Origin of the sequence: Oceanobacillus sp. J11TS1, assembly GCF_018333215.1 — a bacterium.
GTDB lineage: Bacteria > Bacillota > Bacilli > Bacillales > Amphibacillaceae > Oceanobacillus.
Genome location: NZ_BORO01000012.1, coordinates 1 through 21,261, shown reverse-complemented (window position 1 = coordinate 21,261; position 21,261 = coordinate 1). Strand labels below are relative to the sequence as shown.

24 protein-coding genes are annotated in these 21,261 nt (G+C 36.8%); 23 read left to right on the top strand and 1 reads right to left on the bottom strand.

Annotated features, from left to right (window positions below; translation table 11 throughout):
• Positions 1 to 110 precede the first annotated feature (110 nt).
• The 22 genes from KI343_RS10935 (at position 111) to KI343_RS10830 (ending at position 19,333) form a co-directional block, all read left to right on the top strand.
• On the top strand, positions 111 to 989 hold the full coding sequence (locus KI343_RS10935) for a branched-chain amino acid ABC transporter permease (protein ID WP_212926460.1): 879 nt from the start codon (positions 111 to 113) through the stop codon (positions 987 to 989).
• Positions 990 to 1,997, top strand: coding sequence for a branched-chain amino acid ABC transporter permease (locus KI343_RS10930; protein ID WP_244856886.1), 1,008 nt, complete (start codon positions 990 to 992; stop codon positions 1,995 to 1,997).
• A 39-nt stretch (positions 1,998 to 2,036) separates the two neighbouring features.
• Positions 2,037 to 2,816, top strand: a complete 780-nt coding sequence (locus KI343_RS10925; RefSeq protein WP_212926459.1) for an ABC transporter ATP-binding protein — start codon at positions 2,037 to 2,039, stop codon at positions 2,814 to 2,816.
• A gap of 27 nt (positions 2,817 to 2,843) precedes the next feature.
• A complete protein-coding gene (locus KI343_RS10920; protein WP_212926458.1) occupies positions 2,844 to 3,590 on the top strand; it encodes an ABC transporter ATP-binding protein in 747 nt (248 codons plus the stop codon).
• A 62-nt stretch (positions 3,591 to 3,652) separates the two neighbouring features.
• Complete coding sequence (locus tag KI343_RS10915) at positions 3,653 to 4,819, top strand: ABC transporter substrate-binding protein (protein WP_212926457.1); 1,167 nt, start codon at positions 3,653 to 3,655, stop codon at positions 4,817 to 4,819.
• A 456-nt stretch (positions 4,820 to 5,275) separates the two neighbouring features.
• The gene (locus KI343_RS10910) at positions 5,276 to 6,274 is read left to right on the top strand and encodes an NAD(P)/FAD-dependent oxidoreductase (protein ID WP_212926456.1); all 999 of its coding nucleotides are present in this window, start codon (positions 5,276 to 5,278) and stop codon (positions 6,272 to 6,274) included.
• Positions 6,275 to 6,293: 19 nt separating this feature from the next.
• On the top strand, positions 6,294 to 6,536 hold the full coding sequence (locus KI343_RS10905; protein WP_212926455.1) for a DUF362 domain-containing protein: 243 nt from the start codon (positions 6,294 to 6,296) through the stop codon (positions 6,534 to 6,536).
• Positions 6,537 to 6,603: 67 nt separating this feature from the next.
• A complete protein-coding gene (locus KI343_RS10900; RefSeq protein WP_212926550.1) occupies positions 6,604 to 7,929 on the top strand; it encodes a phenylacetate--CoA ligase family protein in 1,326 nt (441 codons plus the stop codon).
• 43 nt (positions 7,930 to 7,972) lie between these two features.
• Positions 7,973 to 8,953: a 1,2-phenylacetyl-CoA epoxidase subunit PaaA gene (gene paaA, locus KI343_RS10895; protein WP_212926454.1), complete on the top strand. Its 981-nt coding sequence runs from the start codon at positions 7,973 to 7,975 to the stop codon at positions 8,951 to 8,953.
• 15 nt (positions 8,954 to 8,968) lie between these two features.
• The gene (gene paaB / locus KI343_RS10890) at positions 8,969 to 9,274 is read left to right on the top strand and encodes a 1,2-phenylacetyl-CoA epoxidase subunit PaaB (protein WP_212926453.1); all 306 of its coding nucleotides are present in this window, start codon (positions 8,969 to 8,971) and stop codon (positions 9,272 to 9,274) included.
• 11 nt (positions 9,275 to 9,285) lie between these two features.
• Positions 9,286 to 10,077, top strand: a complete 792-nt coding sequence (gene paaC, locus KI343_RS10885; protein WP_212926452.1) for a 1,2-phenylacetyl-CoA epoxidase subunit PaaC — start codon at positions 9,286 to 9,288, stop codon at positions 10,075 to 10,077.
• 25 nt (positions 10,078 to 10,102) lie between these two features.
• Complete coding sequence (gene paaD / locus KI343_RS10880) at positions 10,103 to 10,627, top strand: 1,2-phenylacetyl-CoA epoxidase subunit PaaD (RefSeq protein ID WP_212926451.1); 525 nt, start codon at positions 10,103 to 10,105, stop codon at positions 10,625 to 10,627.
• Positions 10,627 to 10,929 (top strand): EthD family reductase, encoded by a 303-nt coding sequence (locus KI343_RS10875; RefSeq protein WP_212926450.1) that lies wholly within the window; start codon positions 10,627 to 10,629, stop codon positions 10,927 to 10,929. The genes paaD and KI343_RS10875 overlap by 1 nt, the downstream gene beginning before the upstream one ends.
• Complete coding sequence (locus tag KI343_RS10870) at positions 10,922 to 11,701, top strand: enoyl-CoA hydratase/isomerase family protein (RefSeq protein WP_212926449.1); 780 nt, start codon at positions 10,922 to 10,924, stop codon at positions 11,699 to 11,701. Before KI343_RS10875 ends, KI343_RS10870 begins: the two co-directional genes overlap by 8 nt.
• Before the next feature lie 13 nt (positions 11,702 to 11,714).
• Complete coding sequence (locus tag KI343_RS10865; protein ID WP_212926448.1) at positions 11,715 to 12,488, top strand: enoyl-CoA hydratase-related protein; 774 nt, start codon at positions 11,715 to 11,717, stop codon at positions 12,486 to 12,488.
• Between the two features lie 21 nt (positions 12,489 to 12,509).
• The gene (locus KI343_RS10860) at positions 12,510 to 14,024 is read left to right on the top strand and encodes an aldehyde dehydrogenase family protein (RefSeq protein WP_212926447.1); all 1,515 of its coding nucleotides are present in this window, start codon (positions 12,510 to 12,512) and stop codon (positions 14,022 to 14,024) included.
• 105 nt (positions 14,025 to 14,129) lie between these two features.
• Positions 14,130 to 14,990 carry a 3-hydroxyacyl-CoA dehydrogenase gene (locus KI343_RS10855; protein WP_212926446.1) on the top strand — a complete coding sequence of 287 codons (861 nt, stop codon included), beginning with the start codon at positions 14,130 to 14,132 and terminating at the stop codon, positions 14,988 to 14,990.
• Between the two features lie 5 nt (positions 14,991 to 14,995).
• Positions 14,996 to 16,192, top strand: coding sequence for a thiolase family protein (locus KI343_RS10850; RefSeq protein ID WP_212926445.1), 1,197 nt, complete (start codon positions 14,996 to 14,998; stop codon positions 16,190 to 16,192).
• A 19-nt stretch (positions 16,193 to 16,211) separates the two neighbouring features.
• Positions 16,212 to 16,988: an enoyl-CoA hydratase-related protein gene (locus KI343_RS10845; protein WP_212926444.1), complete on the top strand. Its 777-nt coding sequence runs from the start codon at positions 16,212 to 16,214 to the stop codon at positions 16,986 to 16,988.
• A 22-nt stretch (positions 16,989 to 17,010) separates the two neighbouring features.
• On the top strand, positions 17,011 to 17,865 hold the full coding sequence (gene paaX, locus KI343_RS10840) for a phenylacetic acid degradation operon negative regulatory protein PaaX (protein ID WP_244856885.1): 855 nt from the start codon (positions 17,011 to 17,013) through the stop codon (positions 17,863 to 17,865).
• A 57-nt stretch (positions 17,866 to 17,922) separates the two neighbouring features.
• A complete protein-coding gene (locus KI343_RS10835; protein WP_374705430.1) occupies positions 17,923 to 18,894 on the top strand; it encodes an NAD(P)H-dependent flavin oxidoreductase in 972 nt (323 codons plus the stop codon).
• Positions 18,887 to 19,333 carry a hotdog fold thioesterase gene (locus tag KI343_RS10830; protein WP_212926442.1) on the top strand — a complete coding sequence of 149 codons (447 nt, stop codon included), beginning with the start codon at positions 18,887 to 18,889 and terminating at the stop codon, positions 19,331 to 19,333. The genes KI343_RS10835 and KI343_RS10830 overlap by 8 nt, the downstream gene beginning before the upstream one ends.
• A gap of 112 nt (positions 19,334 to 19,445) precedes the next feature.
• On the opposite strand, the gene KI343_RS10825 is transcribed toward KI343_RS10830, so the two are convergent.
• Complete coding sequence (locus KI343_RS10825; protein WP_212926441.1) at positions 19,446 to 19,976, bottom strand: gamma carbonic anhydrase family protein; 531 nt, start codon at positions 19,974 to 19,976, stop codon at positions 19,446 to 19,448.
• Between the two features lie 729 nt (positions 19,977 to 20,705).
• Between KI343_RS10825 and KI343_RS10820 the strand changes: the two genes are divergently transcribed.
• Entirely contained in the window at positions 20,706 to 21,038 is a 333-nt protein-coding gene (locus tag KI343_RS10820; RefSeq protein WP_212926440.1) for a helix-turn-helix domain-containing protein, read from the top strand.
• Positions 21,039 to 21,261 lie beyond the last annotated feature (223 nt).

Sequence of the window (21,261 nt, the reverse complement as noted above, 5' to 3'; positions counted from 1 at the left end):
TCACAGGATATTTCCGTCAATATTTTTCGCAATATTAAATATTATTTAAAAATTTTGTTTGGTTTTAATAGTAAAATATTTCGTTAATTTTAGGGATCGGGAGGTTACTGATGGGAGATTTACTTCAATTTTTAGTTACTGGTATAACGATTGGGAGTATATACGCAATTGTTGCTCTAGGGTTAGTTACAATATATAGCGTGACAAAAGTAATTAATCTTGCTCAGGGTGAATTTGTTATGCTTGGCGGTATGTTAATGTTTACTTTCCTAAACTTCAATATTCCATATTGGTTCGCTATTCTATTTACGTTAGTATTGATAATTATTGTAGGTTGGATGATGGAATTAACTTTAATTCGACCGGCTAAAGGAGCTAATCCTATTAGTTTAATTATTCTAACCCTTGGTGCTTCTTTGTTTATACGGGGGATTGCTAGTATGATATGGGGAAAAGATTCGGTAAGAGTGGAACCATTTACAGCAAATGATCCAATTAATATAGCTGGTGCTGCGATAACACCACAATCTATTTGGGTTATTCTGCTTATGGTTTTGATAGTTTTTGGTTTATATATATTAATTGATAAGACAATTATAGGGAAAGGCTTTCAAGCGTCTTCTGCAAATCCCAATGCTGCTAGATTAATGGGCATAAGTCCTAAAAAGATGTCATCGTTCTCCTTTGTTTTAAGTGCAGGTTTAGGTGCTTTGGCAGGGATGGCTATTGCCCCTATAATGTTTCCAGCTTATGACACTGGCCTTATGTTAGGAGTTAAGGGGCTTTCGGTAGCAATTCTGGGTGGATTAGGAAGCGCTCCAGGAGCAGTTCTTGGAGGATTGATTCTAGGACTCATTGAATCATTAGGAGCAGGTTACGTTAGTTCAGGATTTAAAGATGCTATCGCATTTGGATTTGTACTCCTAATTCTCTTCATTCGTCCTAGTGGTTTACTTGGTGAAAAAAGCGTGGGGAAAGGAGGTTTATAAGTGAGAGGTGTAAAAAAAACAAATTGGTGGGGAGTAGCCAGTTTCATTGTAATAATGCTATTCTTTCCTTTAATTATCAATGGTTCCTATTATGTAACTCAAGGTACTTTTGCAGGTATATATACCATTGCAGCGATAGGTTTAGGGTTACTAATGGGTTATGCGGGACTTATCTCGCTAGGACAAGCAGCTTTTTATGGTGTTGGAGCATATACAACGGCTATACTAACTACGTCCTTTGGATTTAGTCCCTGGCTAGGTTTAATCTTTTCTATTTTAGTTTCTGCTCTATTGGCCCTCATTATGGGTTATACAATGGCAAAGCTAAGCGGCTATTATTTAGCAATGGCTACATTGGCTTTGGGAATGATCGTCAACGTAATATTCGTTGAATGGAAATCAGTAACTCAGGGTGCACAAGGTTTATATGGTATACCAAATCCGGAGTTGTTTGGTTTTCAAATAACTCAAGGTGTCCCTTACTATTATTTAGTTTGGGGAATTGCTACCTTAGTAATTATTGTCTCAATGAACATTGTCCATTCTCGTGTAGGTAGAGCATTACGATCGATTCATGATAGCGAGACTGCAGCCAGTTCAATGGGAGTAGAGACAGGAAAATATAAAATGCAAATTTTTATATTTAGTGCAATATTAGCTGGTATTGCTGGTTGGCTATTTGCTCATATGAATTATAGTATTTCTCCTTCTTCCTTTACTTTTGATACTTCTATTTTATTTTTAGCGATGGTAGTACTAGGGGGAGCAACGAGTATTTGGGGGGCGGTTTTTGGTACGATTCTTATTACGGCAATTAGTGTAACTGTGCATGAATTGGGGCAATCTTTTTCATTTATTACAACAGATTTTGAACATGTTCTATATGGATTTATCTTGATGATGGTGGTTATTTTTCTTCCGCGTGGATTATTCCCTAGTTTTGTCAGTTTTTTAAAGAATTTTATTTCTTCTAATAAGAAATCTAATTCAAAACGTATCGTCTCCTGATAAAGATCTAAGAGAAGTTAAAGAGAGGGGAGAATAAATATGCTTGTAATTAACAATGTTACAAAATTATTTGGCGGTATTATAGCAAATCATGATATTTCATTTCGTTTTGAAAAGGGAAATATTGTTGGATTAATTGGTCCTAATGGGGCCGGAAAAAGTACCCTTTTAAATATGGTCTCTTCCGTTTTTCCACCTAGTAAAGGAGAAATTTTATTTGAAGGAGAACGTATTGATCAATTGCCTGCTTTTCGTATGGCTCCTTTAGGTATCTCACGTACATTTCAAAATTTGCAAATTTTTAAACAAATGTCGGTGCTTGAAAATGTAATGGTAGGGCACCATGCTAAAAAAAAATCAGGAATATTTCAAGCTGCTTTAAGACTTTCTCAGTCAAGAAAAGACGAAAAAGATATCTATGAACAAGCAATAAAACATATAAAATTTGTTGGGCTAGAGAATGAGATGGAATTACAAGCAGGAAATCTTTCGCTTGGAAAACTTCGACTTTTAGAATTGGCGAGAGCCTTGTGTTCAGAACCTAAACTCTTATTATTAGATGAAATAGCAGCGGGGCTAAATCATAAAGAAACTCGTGAGATGAGTGATTTAATTCAAAAAGTGAAAGATATAGGTATTGCTGTACTTTTAGTAGAACATGACATGGATATGGTAATGAAAATTTGTGACCATATTATTGTACTTGATCAAGGAGAAAAAATTGCAGAAGGGACACCTGAGGAAGTTCAAAATAATGAGCGAGTGATTACTGCTTATTTAGGAGAGGAGGTAGAAGAAACAGCTGAAGAAGCTTCATAATTTTCAGATATATATGGGAGGGGCAATATGGTAAATCAGGCTGAAGTTCAACTTAGTATTAATAATTTATCTGTAAGCTATGGACCGATACGTGCACTTAAAGGTGTATCGATAGAAGTAAGAAAAGGAGAAATTGTTGCTTTACTGGGTGCTAACGGTGCTGGTAAAACGACATTGTTACAAACGATTTCTGGATTGTTGAAGCCGATATCAGGTAATGTTTATTTTAAACACTTAGAGATAACACGTAAAGAGCCAGAAAAGATTGTTAGGGAAAAAATCATTCATGTACCAGAGCATCGCCAAATTTTTGGAACACTAACTGTCTTGGATAATCTTTACTTAGGGGCATACCACCACTATAGAAAATCAGGTAAGAAAAAATTAGAAGAACAGATTATACAAGTATTTGAATTGTTTCCTATTCTTCAAGAAAGACAGAAACAATTAGCTGGAACATTATCTGGAGGCCAACAACAAATGTTGGCAATTGCTCGCGGGGTAATGGCTAATCCGCAAGTATTACTACTGGATGAACCGACATTAGGTTTAGCTCCTATTATTGGAAAGGAAGTTTTGGAATTGGTTACAGAATTAAATAAAACATTAGGAACGACAGTCCTTTTAGTAGAACAAAATGTAATCGCTTCCTTAAAGGCTGCTGATAGAGGTTATGTAATATCTAACGGAGAAGTAGTCAAAGAAGGCAGTTCGAAAGATCTACTACTAGACGATGAAATTAAGGAAGCATATCTAGGCCAAGCAATATCTTAACGTCTGCAATTATGATACAAAAGCTAAATAAACTTTTAATAAAACTAAGGGGGAAAGGTTTTATGAAAAAATGGTTAATCATTTTAGTAATATTGAGTATAGGGGTATTCCTTACTGCTTGTGGCAAAGAAGAGGCATCTGGTGATGAGCCAGTTTATAAAATTGGAGCAATTTATTCTAGTACTGGACATAATAGTCCTTTAGGTGAACCTCAGTCGAATGCTACACAAATGTTGGTAGATGAAATTAATGATAATGGTGGAATAAACGGAACACCGTTAGAGATTGTTTTAGCTGATGATGAGTCATCTCAGGAAAAGGCAACGCAAGAAATGAACCGTTTGATTAATGACGAAAATGTTTTGGCGGTACTAGGTACGTCAGGAACGGGAGAAAGTATGGCAATGAAAGGGATAGCAACACAAAACGAAGTACCAATGGTTGCTGCTGCTGCAAGTGCACAACTTGTAGAACCAGTTGAAGATTCTCATTGGGTGTTTAAAACACCTCAATCAGACGTACTGGCTGTTGAAAAAGTTTACACGTATCTTCAAAGTGAGGGGATTACCAAAGTAGCTACATTAACGGATTCGAATGCATTTGGAGAAACAGGCCTGGAACAGTTGGAAGAAGTTCAAGGGAATTATGATATAGAAATCGTAGCAAAAGAAGTTTATAACACAGAAGATACAGATATGAGTTCACAACTGACTAAAATAGATAGTTCTGAGGCAGAAGCTCTTATTGTTTGGGGGACCAATCCAGGTCCTGCAAATATCGCCGTTAATATGCAAGTACTTGGAATGGATATACCTTATATTGGAAGCCATGGAATAGCAAATCAGACCTTTATAGATTTAGCCGGTGACGCTGCAGAAGGTATTGTTATACCTACTGGGAGATTGTTATTTCCTGATGAAATTCCAGAAGATGATGCAAATTATGAGGCTTTGGATAGTTTTTATACAAATTATACAGAACAATTCGATGGCGAACCAGGAAACTTTGGATCATATGGACATGATAATCTGATGCTGGTGGTTGAAGCTTTAGAAAATGGTGCTACGGATCGGGAATCCATCCGTGATTATTTGGAAAATGAAATTAATGATTGGGTAGGAACTACTGGAACTTTTAATATGAGTCCAGAAGATCATAATGGATTAGATATAGATAGTTTAGTAATGGCAGAAGTTAAAGAGGGAGAATGGGTGCTATTAGAAGATTAACAGTGGATTTCTTAAGAGAATTTTTTTCGATTAAAGGGTAGAGCACTTTCTATGGGCTAGGGTAAAATCTAGCCCTTGATCAGCAAATCAATTAAACGACAAGATAATATTTTGAAAACTTTTGTGTATTTAACTAACTGAAATATTGAAAGACTAATAATAGGGTCAATTTAACGCTTCTCTGCCACTAAACAGAAAAATCTGCTTAGTGGCAGAGAAGCGTTTGTTTTGTACCATTAAAATTTATTGATGTTTTAAAATATCACATTTAAGTAATTTGGCAGTAAACAACGGTTAATACAATGAATTTTTAATTTTAGATAAATTTAATAAGTTTTAATGTTGACATAATTGTAACCACCTGATACTATACATATAACGAAATAATAACAACCGTTTAAATAACGTAATATTATAATTTGTCATATGGTGGATTGAAAGTGGAGGTGTTGCAAAATGGAAAAAGAAATGTATGACGTAACAATTATCGGTGGAGGACCTATTGGGCTCTTTGCTGCGTTCTATGGAGGTATGAGGCAGTTAAAAGTGAAGATAATTGAAAGTTTGCCACAGCTCGGCGGGCAGCTTACAGCACTTTATCCTGAAAAGTATATTTATGATGTAGCTGGATTCCCAAAAGTAAAGGCGCAGGATATGGTTGACCAGCTGGTTATACAAGCAGAACAATTTAACCCAACTGTGGTGTTGAACCAAACTGTAGAAAACTTGGTTAAAGTGAATGATGAATATTTTCAAATTGTTTCGGATAAAGAAATACATTATTCCAAAACAGTCCTTATAACTGCAGGAAATGGAGCTTTTAAACCTCGCAAACTCAATCATGAAAACGCTAAAATGTATGAGGGGAAAAATCTACACTATTTTATCAACGACCTAGAGTATTTTGCTAAAAAGGAAATCTGTATCTTGGGCGGTGGAGATTCTGCAGTGGATTGGGCCTTAATGATGGAGCCAATTGCAAAGAAAGTAAACATTATTCATCGCAGAGATAAATTTAGAGCGCATGAAGCTAGTGTGAAAAACATGGAGGATTCGGCTATTAACGTATTTACCACTTGTAACATTGTTGATATTAATGGAAACGAGGATAGAATTCATTCCATTAGTATAAAAAAAGATAATGATGAAATCGTCCAATTAGAATTAGATGAATTAATTACCAACTACGGTTTCGTATCTTCACTAGGACCAATTAAAGAATGGGGGTTAGAATTTTCGAAGAACTCGATTGTTGTTGATTCTAAAATGCGCACTAATATTGAAGGAGTTTATTCAGCAGGAGATATTGTAACTTTTGATGGGAAAGTAAAATTGATCGCTACCGGTTTCAGCGATGCTGCTACTGCAATAAGCAGTATAAAAACATATGTTGATCCTAAATCACGTCAGCAGCCACAACACAGTACTACTTTATTTGAAAAAATAAAAATTTAAAAGGAAAAGGAGTGAAACGATGGCATTTGTCATAACGTCACCTTGTCATAATGAAAAATCTGCTGAATGCGTAGAAGTATGTCCTGTAGATGCTATCCATCCTGGAAAAGATATGTACTATATAGACCCAGACGTTTGCATAGACTGTGCGGCATGTGAAACAGCGTGTCCTGTGCGGGCAATTTATCCAGAGGAAGAAGTACCTGAAGGGGAAGAAAAGTATACTTTATTGAATAAGGAGTTTTTCAGTCAAACATTTTAACCAAAGGACGTTCCTAGTAAAAGTTGAAATAACCAAATCATTATCGTAGGGGGGCACTAAAAACGTGATATTTAATGAGGAAATGGAAACCTTATCAATTGGTGAGAAAGAAAACTTACAATTAAAACGCCTGCAACAAACAGCTAAATTAGTATATGAAAATGTCCCATTTTACAAAAACAAATTTAATACGAATCATGTTGAACCAAAGGATATTAAATCCCTGGGAGATATTCAAAAACTTCCTTTTACTGTCAAGAAAGACCTTCGTGATAATTATCCATTTGGTTTATTTGCAAAACCTGTTGGAGAAACGAAACGAATACATGCTTCCAGTGGAACAAGCGGAAAGCCTACAGTTGTTGGATTTACAGGGAACGACCTTGGAGTATGGCAGGAAATTGTAGCAAGAGCGATTGCTGCTTGCGGTGGGGAGCCCGGAGGAATATTGCATAACGCGTATGGATACGGACTTTTTACTGGCGGTCTAGGCATTCATTATGGTTCTGAAAAACTTGGTATGGTCACTGTTCCTATTTCTGGCGGGAATACCGATCGTCAGATTACTTTAATTGAAGATTTCCGGCCAACTGTCATTACAGCAACACCGTCTTATGTCTTAAATATTATCGAACAAATGGAGAAAATGGGTAAGAACCCACGGGAAACAAGTTTGAAATACGGGATTTTTGGTGCTGAAACTTGGTCAGAAGAAATGCGCAAAACCTTGGAAACGCGTTTAGGGATCAAAGCGATGGATATTTACGGTTTAAGTGAAGTAATGGGTCCTGGAATTGCTATCGAGTGTAAAGAAGCACAAGATGGTTTGCATATTGCGGACGATCATTTCTTGGTAGAGGTTATTGATCCAGATACATTAGAACCTGTTCGTGAAGGCGAAGAAGGGGAACTTGTTTTTACCAGCTTAACCAAAGAAGCTTTACCAATCATCCGGTATCGAACAGGAGATATTGCGTCTATTTCGAAAGATCCGTGCTCGTGTGGAAGAACTTCCATCCGTATGTCCAGGGTGAAAGGGCGTATTGATGACATGTTAATAATAAGAGGGGTAAATGTTTTTCCTTCCGAAATTGAAAGCGCTTTATTGGAAGTTCCAGAACTTGTGCCACACTATCAACTAGTTATAAAAAATAACGGGGCAATGGATCAAGTAACATTGAAAGTAGAAATTAATGATCAATTTTACCAATCCATTAATGAAAATATGGAGCACGAACATATAAGATTTCTTTCAGAGAAAATCTGTAAAAAATTAAAAAATAGCTGCCTCGTTACGATAGATGCTGAATTTGCAGCTCCTGGAAAGATACATCGATCGGAAGGAAAAGCAATTCGTATTGTAAGAGAAACTGAGGTTTCTCTTAGTCATTAAATATGATTATTGCCTTGTAATTAATAAAAGGAGGGGTTATAGAATGGTAACTGTTCGTTTTTCCGAACTTACGGAAGAGGAAAAATATAATCATTTTATGGAAAGGATAGAAAACGACGAAAAAATTGAAGCGGATGATTGGATGCCGGACGAATATAGAAATGCTTTAATAAAACTGATTTCTTCCCATGGTATTAGTGAAATTATGGGAGCATTACCTGAAAAAGAGTGGGTTCCTAAAGCTCCAACAATAAACAGGAAATTATCCATTATGGCAAAAGTTCAAGATGAGATGGGTCATGGACAATTGCTTCTAAGGGTAAATGAAGATTTAATAAAGCCACTTGGCAGGAACCGCGAGAATGTGATGAATGATTTATTTACAAAGAAACTAAAGTTTCACAACGTGTTTCATATGCCATCACCCACTTGGGCAGATGCAGCTATCATTGCATGGCTGGTAGATGGAGCTGCTATTCTTACGCAAACAATGATGTTAAAAACTTCGTATGGTCCATACGGAAGAGCGCTAAAAAGGATTTGTCAAGAGGAGTCATTCCATGCCAAACATGGAGAAAGTTTGACTTTAGCACTGGCATCAGGGACTTCGAATCAAAAGCAAATGTTACAAGAGTCCTTGAACAGGTGGTGGGAATCTCTATTAATGTTCTTTGGTCCTAAATCAAAAAAAGATATAGGCAGTTCTAGTGTAGATATAAATATCAAATATAAACTTAGAACAAAGACAAATGAGCAATTGCGTCAGGAGTTTTTAACCAAATATGTTCCAAAAATCAAACTTCTTGGCCTAACGATTCCAGATGAAACATTACGTTTTGACGAAGAAAAAGAAGAATGGATTTACAGAGAACCAGATTGGAAAAAGTTCAAGCAGGTTGTATCCGGAAATGGACCAAAATCAGAGGAAAGAATCGCTTTAAGAAGAGATTCTTATAAAAATAATGAATGGGTCCGTAACGCACTAGCAGCATATCATCAAAAAAATAGAGTATTTGCAGGTTAATAAGGGGGCATTTAAATGTCTGAAGAAAAATTTTATGAAGAATTTGAAGTATTCAGCAGAAAAAAAGATGGGCTTGCATTGGAGCATAAGTTTAGTCTATTAGCTCCAAATAGGGAAATGGCTTTTGTTATGGCAAAAGAAAACTTTTTTCGCCGCGAGCCTATCAAAGAACTTTGGGTTGTGAAACGTTCAGAAATTAGAATGATGGGGCAAGAAGAAAGAGAAGGGTTTAAAAAATTGGATAATAAACATTATCGTGAAACAAAAGGATATACAGATTTACCCAAAAAGTGGAAGAAGTTCCAAGAGAAAGCGAAATAGGAGGGGCGTCCATGACCAAAGACAATAAATACATTTCTGAATTAATCTACCAATTAGCAGATGATAATTTCATCCATTCTTATCGTGGTTCTGAATGGCTTGGATTAGCCCCTCATATAGAGGAAGATGTAGCTTTTTCTTCAATCAATCAGGACACAATGGGCCATGCATCGATGTATTTTGAACTCCTGGAAACGTTAGGAGAAGGATCCGTAGATGAACTTTCTCACAATAGAAAGCCAAAAGACTTTAGAAACGCCATTATTTTAGAAGAAGCAAATGGTTCTGGAACATATTTGGATCAACCCGAATACGATTGGGCCTTCACTGTTATTCGTCACCTATTCTTTGGTGTACTGAAAGAAATACGTTTAGAGTCTCTTAATCAATCAAGCTATGAACCGTTAATCCATACTTCAAGAAAAATACAAACAGAACAATATTATCATTTGATGCATTGGAAAACATGGTTTACGCAATTGATGTTAAGTACCCAAGAGGCAAGAGATAAGATGGAACAGGCAATCAGTCGTGTTTGGAGAGATTTTGGAGGAGTCATTTCTTTAGGTAAATATGGAAAAGAAATAAGTGATCTAAAGCTGATTGCTTCTGAAGATGAACTTAGATCAGAATGGCTGCGCCGAATTCATCAGATATTCGACCAAGTGGGTTTTTCAATCGAAGGAAACCCGGGAATGGAACAGGGCAATGGAAGAAATGGCGAGCACACAGAGGATTTGACATCAGCATTGAATATTTTAAGTGAAGTCTATCATTCTGATATTGATGCTGTTACATGGTAATGATCTATATGAAGGAAGTGGGAGAATGAATAATATTTCTGACTTAGAATTAGAAATTTTTCGGACCTTAGAGAATGTGACAGATCCAGAAATGCCATATATAAATGTGGTCGAGCTAGGTATGGTTGAAGAAGTGGAAATCGATGACAATCAAGTGTTTATCAAGCTATTACCTACTTTTAGCGGTTGTCCCGCCTTGGATATGATCAAAGGGGATGTGCTACGTAAGATAAAAGAAGAAATCAAGCGTTGGAATGCCTCCCTGGATATTGAGGTGAAATTTAGTTTTAACCCCCCATGGACGACAAAACGGATAAGCGAGGAAGGGAGAAGAAAACTGAAAATGAACGGTATCGCCTCGCCGGATTCAGAACATAAACATGGGCATAGCTGGGAAATAGATTGTCCTTATTGTGATTCGACGCATGTAACGATGGAGAATATATTCGGACCTACTGCATGCCGTAGTATTCTTTACTGTAATGAATGCAAAAACCCATTTGAAGCGATGAAACCAGTCGCTAATTTATATGAAAAGGTGGATTTATAATGGTAAAATTAATCGCTTTATACAAACAACCAAAAGATAGGGAGGCTTTTGATGAGCATTATTTTAATGTTCATTCTCCAATCACTGCAAAAATTCCGGGGTTAAGAAAAATGGAAGTGACAAAGATTGTGGGTTCTCCAACTGGGGAAAGCAAATTCTATCTTTTATGCGAAATGTACTACGATGATCATGAATCACTGAAACAAGCCATGAAAACAGATGAATCTAAGGCTTCTGGAAAGGATTTAATGTCATTTGCTGGTGATATTGTGACAATGATGATAGGTGAGGAAGTTGAGTGACTATCAATATATTAATACTTGGATAGAAGACAGTATTGGCAGAATGGAATTAAATCGACCCAAAGTATTCAATGCATTAAATCGTGCAATGGTTAGAGAAATCGTGCACTGTTTAACTACTTTCGATCAATCTGAAGAAGTAAAAGTTATTATCATGTCTGGAGCTGGCAAAGCCTTTGCGGCAGGAGCTGATATTAATGAGATGATAGAAGATACTCCAATTTCGTTGGAAAAATTAAACCAATTTGAAGATTGGGATAAAATTTCCTTTATAAAAAAGCCTATCCTTGCGGCAGTTCAAGGTTTTGCTTTAGGAGGCGGGCTTGAATTGGTATTATTTGCAGATATTGTTTTTGCAACGGAAAATACGAAAATCGGATTTCCAGAAGTAAACTTAGGTGTTATGCCAAGTGCTGGCGGAACAGTAAAACTAACAAAGACACTTGGCTATCGAAGAGCTCTTGAATGGCTCTGGACTGGTGAACAAATGGATGTCCGCCAAGCTTATCAGTGTGGGTTAATTAATCGGATTATTCCGTCCGAACTTTTAATAGAAGAGACAATGAACTTTGCTAAAAAGCTTTCTAAGCAGCCTCCTCTTTCCTTACGTTTAATCAAGGACACAGTGGGAAGAGCACAAGATTTATCAGTACATGAATCTATGCTCGTAGAAAGGAAAAATTTTTACTTGCTCTTTGGTTCAGAGGACCAAAAAGAAGGTATGCGGGCATTTATGGAGAAAAGACCCCCTGCTGCTTTTAGAGGGAGTTAGGAGTGTAGTTTAAATGTACGAGACAATTAATTATGAAATAAAAGAACAAGTAGGATGGATTATTTTAAATCGGCCTGATAAATTAAATGCATTTACAAGCCAAATGAACCAAGAGATGATAAAAGCATTAAAAACCTTTCAAAGGGATGCTGATGTTCGTGCGATTGTAATTACAGGAGAAGGCAAAGCATTCTGTTCAGGGGAAGATTTGAGCGGTTTGCGTGCTGATGCGGACCATCGTCATATGATTATTACCCGCTATAAACCAATGATGGAGACGTTGGCAAAAACTGAAAAACCTACTATTGCAGCAATAAATGGAGCTGCAGCTGGGGCTGGATTTAGTTTAGCTTTGGGTTGTGATTTCCGAATAGTGTCGGAAAAAGCTTCATTTATCCAAGCTTTTATAAATATTGGGCTCATACCAGATTCAGGAAGTTTATATTATCTTCCGAGAATTGTAGGAATGGCAAAAGCTCTAGAGCTGACCATTCTAGGTGAAAAGATCAAGGCACATGAGGCAAAAGATTATGGTTTAGTGACGAAAGTAGTCTCACCAGATAATTTGAATGTTGAAACACAAGAATTTGCTGAAAGACTTGCTAATCTGCCTACAAAGGCAATTGGTTTAATTAAACGTTATATGCAGCAGTCTTTTGAAACATCTTTAGAGCAAATGCTTGATTTAGAAGCATATGGTCAGAAAACAGCTGGATTAACGGAAGACTACAAAGAAGGGGTGCAGGCCTTTTTTGATAAAAGAAAACCTGAATATAAAGGATATTAATAAAAAGAGGAGAGATAGCATATGACAAAAACATTAGAAAAACAATTCGAAGCAGAAGTGAAACGGGGCACGTATCAGATGATTATCAATGGTGAACCTGTAAAAGCAAAATCAGGCGAAATAATGGAAGTATTTAATCCTGCAACAGGTGAAAAAATTGCAGAGGTTCCAAAAGCTGGAGCAAAAGATGTCGATTCCGCTGTGGAAGCAGCCCGTAATGCCTTTGATTATGGAAAGTGGAAAAAATACCCTGTTGGTAAACGTGCGCGTGTTTTGAATAAGATTGCTTCTATTATGAGGAGCCGTTTTAAAGAATTAGTTGAAATGGAAGTAATTAATAGTGGTAAAACACTTAGCGCTGCTCAAGGGCAAGTATCACAGGCTATTGAGAATTTTGAATTCTATGCTGGTGCAATAGTTGGTCATCGTGGAGAAGTGAATAATGTGCCGGGAAGATTCTTTAACTATACACAAAAAGAGCCTGTTGGTGTGGCAGCGCAAATTATTCCTTGGAACTATCCGATGATGATGGCAGCATGGAAAATAGCGCCTGCGATTGCAGTTGGGTGTTCAGTTGTGCTAAAGCCAGCGAGTTTAACACCGATTACTGCAATTTTATTAACAGAGATTTGCCATGAAGCTGGTGTGCCTGAAGGAGTTGTAAATGTTGTTACCGGTCCAGGCGCATCGATTGGCTCTTATTTAACAGAACATGAAGGCGTCGATAAAGTTGCCTTTACAGGAGAAACAGCTACAGGGAAGGATATCATGTCAAAAGCTTCTCAAACTTTAAAGCGGGTAACATTAGAATTAGGCGGGAAATCTCCTAATCTTGTATTCCCGGATACAGATATGGAAGCGGCTGTTAATGGTTCTGTATTTGGAATCTTTTACAATACGGGGCAATCTTGTGAAGCGAGATCACGCTTATTTGTTCATGAAGATATCTATGATGAATTTTTAGAGAAGTTCTTAAACCAAACAAAACAATTAGTATTAGGAGATCCGCTTTCAGATAAAACGCATATTGGAGCAATTATTAGCCAATCTCAGTTGAATAAAATCGATCAGCATGTACAAGATGCAGTAAAAGAAGGAGCAACTATCGTAGCTGGAGGTGAACCAATAAAAGTGGAAGGTTTTGAAAATGGATACTGGTATGCTCCTACTGTGATTACCAATGTAACCAATGATATGAAAATTGCACAGGAAGAAGTATTTGGCCCTGTGGTTGTAGTAATGAAATTTAGCGATGAAAAAGAAGCGATTAAGCTTGGAAATGATACCAATTATGGGTTGGCAGCAGCTATTTGGGCGAAGGATCAAGGTTTAATCAAACGTGTTTCCGACGGGTTACAAGCTGGCGTGATTATGGTAAATTGCCCGTTCTCGGCAATGCCTGGCACTCCTTTTGGAGGTTATAAACAATCTGGATTTGGACGTGAGCTAAGTATTGAGAGCCTTGATCTCTATACAGAAACAAAAAGTATTCTTTCTTATGCAGGTTCCAAACCACTTAATCCTTTTAACCTGTAAGAAATAGAAAAATATGAAATATAAAAAAGATAAAGGGCGGACTAAAATACTAGCAGTAAAAAGGTTCGCCTTTTATCATCCTATAAACAGCAGGAGGACTGGAATATGAAAGAACAATTGGTAGTTATTGGTGGAGGTGTGATGGGACGCGGGATTGCCTATGTCAGTGCATTAGGAGGATACAATGTAAAGCTAGTGGATGTCAGCACAAAAGTCCTTGAAGATGCCAAGGAGGAAATAGATAAAAACTTTACTAAAGGAATTTCCAGAGGAAAGTTAACCTATGAAGAAGCTAATAATGCAAAACGTAATTTGAAATTTCTTGATGACGCGGAAGAAGCAGCAAAAGATGCGGGTTTAATTATAGAAGCTGTGCCCGAGAAAAAAGAATTAAAGAAAAATATATTTGAAACCATTGATAAGGCAGCACCAGAAAATTGTGTGCTTGCAACAAATACTTCTACAATGAGTCCAACTGAAATGGGCTCTTATACGAAACGCCCATCATCAGTAATTGCGATGCATTTTTTCAATCCTGCTCATAAAATGCCCCTTGTTGAAATCGTTCGTGGCTTAGAAACAAGTGATGAAACTGCTGATTTTGTAGAAAATGCTGCGCGTCGGATGGGGAAAGAGACAGTAGTTGTGAATGAATTCCCGGGATTTGTGACAAGCAGAATCAGCTGTCTTGTTGGAAACGAGGCTTTTTATATGCTGCAAGAAGGTTTAGGTACAGCAGAAGATATTGATAAAGCGATTAAACTGGGATTGAATTATCCAATGGGACCATTTGAATTAGCAGATTTAGTTGGATTAGATGCTCGTTTAAACAATCTCCGCTACCTACATAGTATGTTAGGAGAAAAATATAGACCAGCTCCATTGCTTGAAAAATATGTGAAATCAGGCAGACTGGGGAGAAAAACGGGCAGAGGAGTTTATGACTATACGAACCAAGGGGAGTGAAAAGGATGAGAGAAGTTGTTATTGTTGACGCAGTAAGAACTCCGATTGGCCGTTATAAGGGAGCCTTAAAAGATGTAAGGCCAGATGATTTAGCTGCGTATGTTATTAAAGGTATAGTAGATCGACAATCTAATCTGCCTGTAGATGATATCGAGGAAGTTATTTTAGGAAATGCAAATGGTGCCGGGGAGGAGAATAGAAACGTAGCAAGAATGGCAGTCTTACTTGCAGGACTCCCAACTAATATTACGGGTACAACGGTCAATCGTCTATGCGGATCGGGGCTTGATGCTGTTAATATGGCAGCAAGGGCGATTATGGTAGGAGACGGTGATATTTATATTGCGGGTGGAACTGAAAGCATGACAAGAGCTCCGTTTGTCATGGCAAAACCTTCAAAGGAATTCCCTCGGGGGAACATGGAACTTATTGATACAACGATTGGGTGGCGTTTTACGAACCCTAAATTAGAAAGCATGTATGGATCGGATAGTATGCCACGAACTGCTGAAAATGTTGCCCAAAAATATAAGATATCTAGAGAAGAACAAGATGAATTTGCGTATGATAGTCAAATGAAAGCAAAAGAAGCGATGAAAAGGAATCGTTTTAAAGATGAAATCATTCCGGTAACTTATGAAATAAAAGGAGAAATAATTACAGTAGATACTGATGAGCATCCGCGTCCGAATACAAATCTTGAAGCACTTTCTAAATTAAGACCGATATTCAAGGAAGGTACAATCACTGCCGGAAATGCATCAGGTGTAAATGATGGGGCCTCTGCTCTATTGCTAATGAGTGCTGAAAAGGCTAAAGAACTTGGTATTAAACCATTGGCTCGCTACGTATCTAGTGGAACGGCAGGGGTAGAACCTGCGTATATGGGTCTAGGACCGATCAAAGCTTCCCAAAAAGCAATGAAACGTGCCGGAATTACAGTCAATGATATCGATTTAGTAGAATTAAATGAAGCATTTGCTTCGCAGTCCCTAGAGTGCATAAATCAGCTTAGCCTAAATAAAGAAATCGTAAATGTGAATGGTGGAGCAATTGCTTTTGGTCATCCGTTAGGAGCGAGCGGGGCCAGAATTTTAACCACTCTTGTTCATGAAATGAAAAAAAGAGATGCGAAGAAAGGGCTGGCGACAATGTGTATTGGTGTTGGTCAAGGTATTGCAACAATAGTGGAAAACATGTAAATTGAAAGGAGGGGATTACTTGGATAATATATTATTTAAAAGAAAAGATAAAACCGCCTATATAACAATAAATAGACCTGAAGTTCTGAATTGTTTTGACTATCAAACATTAAAGGATTTAGAAGATATAATTCAAAAAATATATGTCGATAAAGAAATTCAGACTGTGATTATTACTGGTGCAGGGGAAAAAGCTTTTAGTGCCGGAGCAGATTTAAAAGAAAGAAAAACGTTAAATGATAAAGAAGTAAGAAGAAATGTCAGAAAGATTAGTGATGTTTTCAATCAAGTTGCCGAACTTCCCCAGCCAACTATTGCAGCAATAAATGGGCATGCTTTTGGAGGCGGTTTCGAATTGGCCCTTGCGTGTGATTTCCGTTTTGCTTCATCTAACGCGAAGATGGGTCTTACAGAAACAAGCATGGGTATTATACCCGGGGCCGGAGGGACGCAGCGTCTTCCTCGTTTAATTGGGACGTCAAAGGCAATGGAGCTAATATTGACTGCTAAACGATTAGGGGCTGATGAAGCTTTTCAATATGGGATTGTCAGTCAAGTCGTTGACCAATCACAACTGATTGCTGTTAGTGAAGAGTTAGCTAAGAAGATGATGAAAAACGCTCCAATCGCAGTTAAGCAGGCTAAATTTGCGATACGAAATGGAACAAATACAGATATAAAGACAGGTTTGCAGATAGAAGAAAAAGCATACGAACTGATTATCCCAACGAAAGACAGAATAGAAGCTTTGGAAGCATTTAACGAGAAGAGACCCCCTGAGTTTATAGGCGAGTAATAGATGTTAAGGAGCAAAGAGTATGATTAAAAAACCGAAAACCCGGTCGATGATTTTTACATTATACGGAGACTATATTCGCCGATATGGGGATGAAATTTGGATTGGAAGTCTTATCGAATTACTGGAAGCATTTGATCATAATGAGCAAGCAGTAAGAGCTGCTATTTCAAGAATGAGTAAACAAAATTGGATTGAAAGACGTAAGGAAGGAAATAAAAGTTATTATTCCCTTACGAAACAAGGGATTAAACGTATGGACGAGGCAGCAGGAAGAATTTACAGGGTAGAACCTGAAGAATGGGATGGAAAATGGAGAATGCTTCACTATACAATCCCGGAAGATAAACGCCAAATTAGAGATGAACTAAGAAAAGAATTAACCTGGAGTGGTTTTGGTTCTTCCTTAAATAGTGTGTGGATTACCCCTAATGATTTAATTCCTCAAGCACAAGATATTATTGAAAAGTATAATCTTGAGGATTATGTTCATTTATTTATATCAAAAAACATTGGCCCGCAATCAAATGAACAAATTGTCAGGGAATGCTGGGATCTTGATTTTATCAATCAGCGATATGAATTGTTTATTAATGAAAATAAAGAGAGATATAAAAAAGATAAAGTAAAAATTGAAGCAGGGGAATATAATGAAAAAGATTGTTTTGTAAAACGTACATTATTAGTACATTACTACCGGAAATCTCTTTTTATTGATCCAGGACTGCCAAAAGAATTATTACCGGAAAAATGGGCCGGAGAAGAAGCTGCTAAACTATTTGACAGTTATTATCGAATTCTTTCTAAACCGGCTAATATTTTCTTTGAAGAGGTTTTTTCTAAAGGCTATGAGATTTCTGAGAAAATTAGTGATTAAACCATTCGTATAAAAGATAGTCACCTCACCAGATTATACTAGATTGGAAGTGATATGTTGGGAAATAAGATAACGGATATATTAAATATTAAGTACCCAATTATTCAAGGTGGAATGGGGAATATTAGTGATCCTGAATTGGCAGCAGCTATTTCCAATGCTGGTGGATTGGGAACAATCGGTGTAGGGACACTTTCCGCACTTGAAGCAGAGAAGAAAATAAAAATAATGATGAAACACACAACAAAAGCTTGTTGTGTGAATATCCCTATTTCTGTAAACCCTGAAACGAAACAGATTGTAGAAGCAATTATTAGACAGAAAGTACCTGTTGTTTCGCTATCTGCTGGTAATCCTTCCATTATCATTCCACAGTTAAAGAAAAATAATAGGAAGGTCATTTGCGTTTCTGCTACTGTCAAACAAGCAAAAAAAGCAGAAGAGGCTGGAGCCGATATAATTGTTTGTGAAGGGTATGAAGCTGCAGGAATAAACGCTTTAAACGAAAGTACAACGATGACATTAATTCCACAAATATCTAAAAATGTATCTATCCCTGTAGTTGCTGCAGGAGGAATTGCAGATGGCAAAGGAATGGCGGCGGCATTTTCACTGGGAGCATCAGGTATACAAATGGGGACTCGATTTGTGGCAACAAAAGAAGCTTCTTTTCATAAAGCCTATAAGCAAGCAATTATCGATTCTACGGATGAGTCTACGGTGATTGTCGGACGGGAATTTAATAAAATACGAAGAATAATAAAAGGAACATATTCTGAAAAGTTATTGGATTTGGAAAACAGAGAGGGTAGTATAACGGAATTCATAGAAAAAACGGATGAAGTATATCATAAAATCGGTGCTGTTGATGGCGATTTGGTTAATGGGTTTATCAATGGAGGCCAGATAGCTGGATTTATAGATGACTGTCCTTCTGTAGCTCATTTGATGGAGAGGATGATGAAGGAAGCGAAAGATGCATTAAATGGAAGTAAGGAAATGTTAAAAGAGGAGGCAAGACATGGTTAAAATGATGGACGAAGTAGAGATTCATAAGAATTACTATAAAGAGATATTAAATCAAATCAAAAATGATAGTTTTGCAGAATATTTAGGAGCTGAAATTATTAATTTTGCTGCAGGAGAAGCGACTGTCCAATTAACCGTCCAAGATTACATGTTAAATGCCCACTCCACTGTTCATGGAGGCCTGATGTATACTTTAGCAGATGCAGCTTTTGCGCTTGCTTGCAATTCATATGGTAAGACAGCGGTCGGTCTATCTACCACTACAAACTTTATGAAAAGTGCCACAGTTGGTGATAAGATAACCGCCAAAGCTACGGAAATAAGGAGAAATCATCGGATTGGTTTTTATCGGATAGAAGTTGAAACGAATAATGAGGTTATTAGCTCCATGGAAGCAATTGCCTACCGAAAACAACAGTACTTTATAGACATCGATTAACCACTAAGCTGTGTCTGAATAATTGGACATAGCTTTTTCTATTTGAAGAGAAAAAGAGATAGATAGTGAAACCTCCCCATTCAGAAGACATTCGGTAGGGAGGTTTACAATTCTACTCTTGATGACTAGCTCTTTTTAAAATTTCTTTGAATTCCTTGCCTTTTTGAACATAGGTATTGATGGAGAGCTCAATTAACTGATCATCTTTATCTGCCAATTCTCTCACTACCTTGCCTGGTGATCCAACGACTAAAGAACGCGGTGGAATTTTCTTTCCAGGGGGAATCAGCGTATTTGCTCCAATGATACATTCTTCTCCAATTTCTACATGGTCAAGGATTGTTGCTCCCATACCAATAATAGAACGTTTGCCGATTTTACATCCATGTAAAATCACGTTATGTCCTACAGTTACTTCATCCTCGATAACTACTGGACTTTCATCATATAAATGAATCGTTGAATTATCTTGAATGCTACATCTTTCTCCAATGGTGATAGAATTTTCATCTCCTCTTAATACTGCGTTAAACCAAATGGAAGAATCTTTTCCTATTGTAGTATCTCCTATAATATAAGCACCTGGTGCTATAAATACTGTTTCATGTACCTTAGGTTGGTTATTATTATATGGTATTAACATGATATACCTCCTCCAAGTGTATGTAACCTAAATTTGATAATAATAATTAGGGCTTATCATTATTAGACGTTTTACCGAACTAAATCCCCTTGCTTTTAATTCAATGGTAAATTTTTCCCAATTGGTTGGGAATTCCTCCAAACTAGAATTTTTAGAATATAAACTTTATATATTTTATTGTAAACTTTAAAGTCTATGATTTCAATTGACAAGTCTTCATACTATCATTTATGCGTACCTTACAGATATATCGAAGTTATGGAAGTTAATGTTAATTAAATTATAATGAAACGCTCGGAGTTTTCCGAGTTGACTCCGAGCGTCTTTATCTATAACCGTGATTTACAGTCTAATCTAAGAACGATTTCTGCGATGCCTTTCTTTTCCGCCCTTCATGGCATTTAACTCTTCTTTATTTTTGTTCTTTTTCTTTTTACCCTTATTTACACTCATTAAAATACCTCCTTTTTCATTAGTATGAGCTAAATGTTTAAAATAATGTAAGCAGGCTTTACGCTCCCAGAATGAAATGTGTCGTATATTTTCCATTTCAATTTGCATAATAAAAATAAGGATTATTATGGCGATGGAGGGGATAAACAAGGAATTTCAGTTCAAAAGGATTGCTGCCTAGGTTGAATAGTTTTTTAATTGTGAATTTCCTTTTAATAATATTAGAATACTTCACCAAAATTATGCTATAATTCGCATGGAAAGTAGGTGAAGAACTTGATTGGTGAAAAAATCAAGCAATTACGAAAAGAAAAGCAGATGTCACTTTCCGAGCTTGCTGAAAAGGCAGGAGTGGCCAAGTCCTATTTAAGTTCCATGGAACGAAACCTTCAAACAAACCCTTCAATCCAGTTTATTGAGAAAATCAGTCAAGTATTAGAGGTTCCTGTGAATGAATTGATCACTGAAAATAATACGACAGTGGAAACAGATTTAGATAGTGAATGGCTGGATCTTGTTAAAGAGGCAATAGAATCAGGCGTATCAAAAGAAAAATTCAAAGAATATTTGGAGTTTAATAAATGGCGGCAAGAACAAGAAGATAAGTGAACCTAACCGTTGTTTTGATATACGAAGTAAAGTAAAATTTTATTGGACGAGATAACCGGGCTGATAGAAATTAGTAATACTTATTTTTTAGAAAGAGGATGACGTAAAATAGTTTGTGTAAAATAGTTGAGATAAAAAAAGAGGTAGGGTACCCTCGAAATTGGACAAAAAATCAAGAAAGGAGACCCTACCATGTCTCAAAGTATAAATCAAAATACCTTTA